Origin of the sequence: Isoptericola sp. NPDC060257 (assembly GCF_042726645.1) — a bacterium.
GTDB classification, from domain to species: Bacteria; Actinomycetota; Actinomycetes; order Actinomycetales; family Cellulomonadaceae; genus Isoptericola; species Isoptericola nanjingensis.
The window spans coordinates 1-6,243 of sequence record NZ_JBHXAW010000262.1 but is presented as its reverse complement, the minus strand read 5'-3'; the positions used below and the strand labels follow the sequence as shown (position 1 = coordinate 6,243).

Annotated in this window: 6 protein-coding genes; 1 reads left to right on the top strand and 5 read right to left on the bottom strand. The window is 75.4% G+C overall.

Annotation, left to right across the window (positions count from 1 at the left end; translation table 11 throughout):
- Nucleotides 1-316: 316 nt before the first annotated feature.
- The 5 genes from ACFWEK_RS17485 to ACFWEK_RS17465 all read right to left on the bottom strand — a co-directional run bounded on the left by ACFWEK_RS17485 (nt 317) and on the right by ACFWEK_RS17465 (nt 5,407).
- Complete coding sequence (locus ACFWEK_RS17485) at nt 317-1,570, bottom strand: beta-ketoacyl-[acyl-carrier-protein] synthase family protein (RefSeq protein ID WP_430545092.1); 1,254 nt, start codon at nt 1,568-1,570, stop codon at nt 317-319.
- 104 nt (nt 1,571-1,674) lie between these two features.
- Nucleotides 1,675-1,926: an acyl carrier protein gene (locus ACFWEK_RS17480; RefSeq protein ID WP_079574895.1), complete on the bottom strand. Its 252-nt coding sequence runs from the start codon at nt 1,924-1,926 to the stop codon at nt 1,675-1,677.
- A gap of 150 nt (nt 1,927-2,076) precedes the next feature.
- Nucleotides 2,077-3,102, bottom strand: coding sequence for a beta-ketoacyl-ACP synthase III (locus tag ACFWEK_RS17475; protein WP_430554847.1), 1,026 nt, complete (start codon nt 3,100-3,102; stop codon nt 2,077-2,079).
- Entirely contained in the window at nt 3,099-4,079 is a 981-nt protein-coding gene (locus ACFWEK_RS17470) for an ACP S-malonyltransferase (RefSeq protein ID WP_430554846.1), read from the bottom strand. Before ACFWEK_RS17470 ends, ACFWEK_RS17475 begins: the two co-directional genes overlap by 4 nt.
- A gap of 98 nt (nt 4,080-4,177) precedes the next feature.
- Entirely contained in the window at nt 4,178-5,407 is a 1,230-nt protein-coding gene (locus ACFWEK_RS17465; RefSeq protein WP_430545095.1) for a PucR family transcriptional regulator, read from the bottom strand.
- Between the two features lie 99 nt (nt 5,408-5,506).
- Here ACFWEK_RS17465 and ACFWEK_RS17460 point away from each other — a divergent pair, with 99 nt between their 5' ends.
- Nucleotides 5,507-6,181, top strand: a complete 675-nt coding sequence (locus ACFWEK_RS17460; protein WP_430545096.1) for a hypothetical protein — start codon at nt 5,507-5,509, stop codon at nt 6,179-6,181.
- The last annotated feature ends 62 nt before the right edge of the window (nt 6,182-6,243 follow it).

Genomic DNA, 6,243 nt, shown 5'->3' with positions numbered 1-6,243 from the left:
CCTCCTGCGAGGTGGCGGGGCGTCGTCGTGCCCGCGGGCGGTCAGCCCTTCGGCGTCGCCCGTCGCCGCGTCGTCGCGTCGTCGCACCCGCGGTGAGGAGCAGCAGCGCGAGCAGGCTCAGCGAGAGCAGATCCCCGGGCCCGTGCGGGGCAGGCTGCGAGCACGGCGGCCGGGGTCACCGCGGCGGTGACGTGCCACAGGGCGTGGTGACGGTCTCGTCGTCCGTATCGGGGCGGGGGAGCCGCCCCGATACCGTCAGCTGACGAACGACCCTGCTCGAATGACGGCGCGAACGTCGGGGGGTGGAACGGGCGTCTCAGGCGCTCGTCACCGTGAGGGCGACGTTGTGGCCGCCGAAGCCGAACGAGTTGTTGAGCGCGACGATGTCGCCGTCGGGCAGCTTCTCCGGGGTGGCCCGCACCAGCGGCACCTGGAGCTCGGGGTCCGGGTTGGCCACGTTGATCGTGGGCGGGGCGAGGCGCTCGTGCACCGCCTTGACGGTGAAGAGCGTCTCGAGCGCGCCGGCGCCGCCCAGCAGGTGGCCCGTCATGGACTTTGTGGCCGAGAGCCGCACGTGGTCGGCCTCGCCGCCCATGAGGGTGCGGATCGACGCGGTCTCCGTGAGGTCGCCGACCTTGGTCGACGTGGCGTGCGCGTTGACGTGCACGACGTCGCGGGCGGTGACGCCGGCGTCCTCGAGCGAACGGCGCATCGCGGAGACCTGCCCGGTGCCCTCGGGGTCCGGGGAGGTGATGTGGAAGGCGTCGGCGGAGAGCCCGACGCCGGCGATCTTCGCGTAGACGCGGGCCCCGCGGGCGGCCGCGTGCTCGGCGCTCTCCAGCACCACGATCGCGGCGCCCTCGCCGATGACGAAGCCGTCCCGGTCGACGTCGTACGGGCGGGAGGCGCCCTGCGGGTCGTCGTTGCGCAGCGACAGCGTGCGGGACGCGGCGAAGGCCGCGATCGGCATCGGGTGGATCGTCGCCTCGGTGCCGCCGCACACGACGACGTCGGCGCGGCCGGCGCGGATCATGTCGACGCCATAGCCGATCGCCTCGGCGCCCGACGCGCAGGCTGACACGAGGGCGTGGGCCCCGGCCTTCGCGCCGAACTCGAGCGACACGTAGGCCGCGGGGGAGTTGGGCATGAGCATCGGGACGGTCATCGGGAGCATGCGGCGGGCGCCGCGCTCCTGGAGCGTGTCCCAGCCGTCGAGCGTGGTCCAGATGCCGCCGATGCCGGACGAGACCACGGCGCCGAGCCGCTCGCCGTCGACCTCGGGGGCGCCGGCGTCCTGCCAGGCCTCGCGCGCGGCGACCATCGCGTACTGCGTGGACGGGTCCATGCGCTTGGTCTCGGGCCGGGACAGCACCTGGTCGGGGGTGACCTTGATGGTGGCGGCGAAGGTGACGGGGATCCCGTACTTCTCCGCCCAGTCGTTGTCGAGGGTGCGCGCGCCCGACTCTCCCGCGAGGGCGGCAGCCCAGGTGCTGGGGGCGTCGCCACCGAGCGGGGTGGTGGCGCCGAGGCCGGTGACGACGACGTCGCGCGAGGCGGGTGCGGCAGTCATGGGTGGGTCACTCCTGAGGTGAGAGCGGGTACGGGTGGTTCAGGTTGCCGGGCGGGCCGGGGTTCACCGGCCCGCCCGCGCGGCGGGGCGAGCGCCCCGCGGCGTCACGCGGCCTGCGCACCCTCGATGTACGAGACGGCGTCGCCGACCGTGGTGAGGTTCTTGACCTCGTCGTCGGGGATGCGGACGCCGAACTTGTCCTCGGCGTGGGTCACGATCGTCATCATCGACAGCGAGTCGATGTCGAGGTCGTCCGTGAACGACTTCTCCGACACGACCGCGTCCGTGGGCAGACCGGTCTCCTCGGCGACGATCTCGGCGAGGCCCTCGAGGATCTCCTGGGAGGTGTAAGCCATGGGGTGCGTCTCTCCTTGAAACGGGGTACCGGCCGTCCGGCACCGTGGGGTGTTGCGGTGCGATTGTCCCGCACCACGGGGGTCGGTCACGACCCCGGGCAGCCGATCGCGCGACCGTCGCGCGTCCGAGTGCCAGGGTCGCACCAGAGGCTAGGGCAGCACCACGACCTGGGCCGCGTAGACGAGGCCGGCGCCGAAGCCGATCTGCAGGGCCAGGTCGCCGGAGCGGGCCTGCCCCTCGGCGAGCAGCCGTTCCGTGGCGAGCGGGATCGAGGCGGCGGACGTGTTGCCGGTGTCGGCGATGTCACGCGCGACGACGACGCCGTCCGGCAGCCGGAGCTGCTTGACGAGCTGGTCGATGATGCGCATGTTCGCCTGGTGCGGCACGAAGACCTGGACGTCCTCGGGCTCGACGCCCGCTTCCGCCATCGCCTTCGCCGCGATCGGGGCCATCTGGAAGCTGGCCCACTTGAAGACGGTCGGGCCGTCCTGGCGCAGCGTGGGCCAGCCGGCCGTCGGCTCCGCCCGCAGGTCCGACCAGCCGCGCGTCTGCGAGATGGCCTGAGACTTCGCGCCGTCCGAGCCCCACACCGTCGGGCCGATGCCGGGGGTGTCCGACGGCCCGACGACGGCCGCGCCCGCGCCGTCGCCCAGCAGGAACGAGATGGAGCGGTCGGTCGGGTCGACGAAGTCGGACATCTTCTCGGCGCCGATCACCAGCACGTGCCGGGCGGCGCCCGACCGCACGAGGGCGTCCGCCTGGCCGATCCCGTAGGCGTACCCGGCGCAGGCGGCCGAGACGTCGTAGGCGGCGGCCGGGGTGGCACCGAGGCGCTCCGCCAGGACGGCGGCGCCCGCCGGCGTCTGGTGGAAGTACGTCACCGTGGACAGGATCACCACGTCGACGTCGGCGCCGGTGAGGCCGGCGGCGTCGAGCGCCTTGCGGGCGGCCGCCTCGGCCAGGTCGAGCACGTCGACGTCCGGGGCGGCGTACCGCCGCGTGACGATGCCGGTGCGCTGGCGGATCCACTCGTCGGAGGAGTCGATCGGGCCGGCGACGTCGTCGTTCGTCACGACGCGCTCGCCCCGCTCGCCGGCGACAGCCAGGATCCGCGAGAAGCGGACCGGCTCGGCCTGGCGGAGCGCGCGGCGCGCGCCGCTGGACCTGTCGGTCACGCGGACGCCTCCGTGCCGCCCACGACCGAGTGGCGCGCGATGAGGTCGCGCGCCGCCTCGACGTCGTCGGGGGACTTCACGGCGACGGACTCGACGCCCTTGAGCGCGCGCTTGGCCAGGCCCGTGAGGACGCCGCCCGGGGCGAGCTCGAGGATGCCGGTGACGCCGCGCTCCGCGAGAGTCGCCTGGCACAGGTCCCAGCGCACCGGGGCGGTGACCTGCGCGGCGAGGCGCGCGAGGACGTCCGTGGCGGTGCCGTGCCCGTGGGAGCCGGCCGCCAGGGTGTCGTAGGTGGCCCCGTCGGCGTCCGACAGCAGCGGGAGGCGCGGGTCGGTGGCGAGCCAGCCGGTCGCGACCTGCTCGAAGGCGACGCGGGCCGACTCCATGAACGGGGTGTGGAACGCGCCCGCGACCTGCAGCGGGATGACGCGTGCGCGGGTCGGCGGGTCGGCGGCCAGCGCGGTGAGGCGCTCCGGGTCGCCGGCGGCCACGACCTGGCCGCCGCCGTTGACGTTCGCGGGGAACAGGCCGGCCGCCTCGATCGCGGCCAGGACCTCGTCGGGGTTGCCGCCGACGACGGCGCTCATGCCGGACGGCGCGGCCGCGGCGGCCTCCGCCATCGCGCGGGCGCGGTGCGAGACCAGGCCGACGGCGCCGGCGTCGTCGAGCGCGCCCGCGACGGCCGCGGCGCTGAGCTCGCCGACCGAGTGGCCCGCGGTGACGTCCACGACCTCGGTCGTAGGACGTCCGTCGAGGATGGCGCGCAGGGCGAGGAGCGACGACGAGACGATCAGCGGCTGGGCCACGGCGGTGTCGCGGATCGTGTCCGCGTCCGACGTCGTCCCGTGCTGGGCGAGGTCGGTCCCGGCCGCGGCCGAGAAGGAGTCGAGCAGGTCGGCGGTGCCGGGCAGCTCCAGCCAGGGGCTGAGCATCCCGGGGGTCTGAGAGCCCTGTCCAGGGCAGACGACGGCGAGCACGTGCCCACGGTGTCACCTCGCGCGGGGGGTGCGTCGTCGCGACGCGCACGAACCTCGTGGAAAGCGATTGTGGGAATCCTCCAAGAGGTGGGACGCGCTCAGACGCCGCCCGGGTCCCCCTCGAGCTGGCCGAGGGCGAGGGCGATCTGGAGGACGAACGACTCGCGGGCGTCGAGCGGGTCCCAGCCGGTGATCTCGGAGACCTTCCGCAGCCGGTAGCGGACCGTGTTCGGGTGCACGTACAGGCGCCGTGCGGCGGCCTCGAGCGACCGGCCCGTGCCCAGGTACGCGGACAGGGTCTCGAGCACCGAGCCCGACGCCTCCTGCAGCGGGCGGTAGGCCTGGGCGACCAGGGTGCGACGTGCGGAGACGTCGCCGGTCAGCACGCGCTCCGGCAGGATCTCGTCGGCGAGGACCGGGCGCGGCGCCTGCGGCCACGCGGGTGCCGCGGCCAGCCCGGCGAGGGCGGCGGCCGCGGACGCCGCCGCGTCGGAGACGTCGGGCACGACGCCGCCGATCACCACGGGCCCGGGACCGAAGCGGTCCAGGAGGGACGTGGCGGCGGCGACCAGGTCGCCCTCGCCGCCCAGCACGAGCACCAGCCGGTCGCCGTGGATCCCGACCAGGGCGTCGCCGGCCGCGCGGCGGGCGAGCCGCCGGAGCTCGGCCGTGCGGACGTCGTCGAGCCGCGTCGTCGCCTCGCCCACCATCACGAGCGCCTGGCCGCGGCCGCTCCACCCGAGCGCCGACACGCGCGAGCGGAGCGAGCCGTCGCCGTCGCCGCGCACCAGCGCGTCCACGACCAGGGCCTCGAGGCGGGCGTCCCAGGCGCCGCGGACCTCGGCGGCACGGGCGTACACCTCCGCGGCCGAGAAGGCGATCTCGCGGGAGTACCGCAGCACCGCCTCGCGCAGCTCCCGCTCGTACCCGGGGGCGGCGATCTCGTCCGAGTGCTGCTCCACGACGTCGACCATGAGGCGGACGAGCTGCAGCGTGTGCTGCAGCGAGATGGAACGCGTGAGCTCGGGCGGCGCGGCGGCGAACATCTCGCCCACGCCGTGCGGGGTGGGAGTGGGCTCGGCGAACCAGCTCACGAAGGCGTTGATGCCCGACTGCGCGACCAGGGCCACGTACGACCGGTCCTCCGCCGGGAGCTGCCGGTACCAGTGCACCTCCTCGAGGCGGCGCATCGCGGTCGACGTGAGCAGCCCCATGCCCTCGCGCACGCGCTGCACGTTCTCGCCCCGGGAGACGGGTGCGCCGTCCGTGCCGTCCTCGGGGACGGCGGTCCCGTCGCTCGTGGAGGTCGGCGTGCCGGTGCTTGTCATGGGTCGAGGATACGGGCGTCGTTGTGGGGAGTGCACAAACGTCCGGGCGTCCGGAGCGGCCCCCGGCTTCGACGGGGGTCATTGGATAGTGTCGGTCCCATGGCCCTCATGCCCCGGCTCCGGCAGCTGCTGCGCCGGCCGTTCTCCGCCTCGACGGTGGCGGCGCGCCGGCCGTCGCCCGCGCAGGAGCACGGGGACACGGTGCCCGAGGACGCGCTGCGGGCCATCCTCACCGACGACCCGAACGACGCGCCCGCCTTCCGTGCGCTCGCGGAGATCGTGCGGCGGCGCGCGGCCGAGTCGCCGAACCCCGAGGACCCGCTCACGGCGCCGGCCGACGAGGCCGCCCAGCAGCGCGCCGCCGACCTCGCCGTGTGGTCGCTCGCGGAGGAGCTCGCCGGCCATCCGCGGGGGTGGCGGCCGCTGCTCGAGCTCGGCCGGCTGTCCGTCGCCGACGACCCGGAGGGTGCGGCCCGCCGCCTCGCCACCGCGGCCGAGCGCGACCCGGGCGGCGAGGCGCTCGCCGAGGGCCTGGCGATCCTGCGGGACGCCGGCATGCCGACCGAGGCGCTCGGTCTCGGCATCGGGCACTGGCGGGCCCGCGAGCACACCCCCGAGGTGGGGCGGCAGCTCGTGCTGGCCGCCCTCGAGGCGGGCCGCGTCGCGGAGGCGCGCCAGCACCTGGAGTCGCTCGCCCTGCACCCCGGCACCGAAGAGCTGCGGGCGGAGCTGGCCCGCGTCGTCGCCGCCCGCGACCAGGCCTCGCCGAGGTAGGCCCGCGGGAGGCCCGACCGCCGCCGGACGCGCAGAGGCCCCGAGCCGGACGGCTCGGGGCC

Coding starts and splice junctions, on each gene's coding strand:
- ACFWEK_RS17485 (WP_430545092.1), bottom strand. CDS start 1,570: ATGACTGCCGCACCCGCCTCGCGCGACGTCGTCGTCACCGGCCTCGGC.
- ACFWEK_RS17480 (WP_079574895.1), bottom strand. CDS start 1,926: ATGGCTTACACCTCCCAGGAGATCCTCGAGGGCCTCGCCGAGATCGTC.
- ACFWEK_RS17465 (WP_430545095.1), bottom strand. CDS start 5,407: ATGACAAGCACCGGCACGCCGACCTCCACGAGCGACGGGACCGCCGTC.
- ACFWEK_RS17460 (WP_430545096.1), top strand. CDS start 5,507: ATGGCCCTCATGCCCCGGCTCCGGCAGCTGCTGCGCCGGCCGTTCTCC.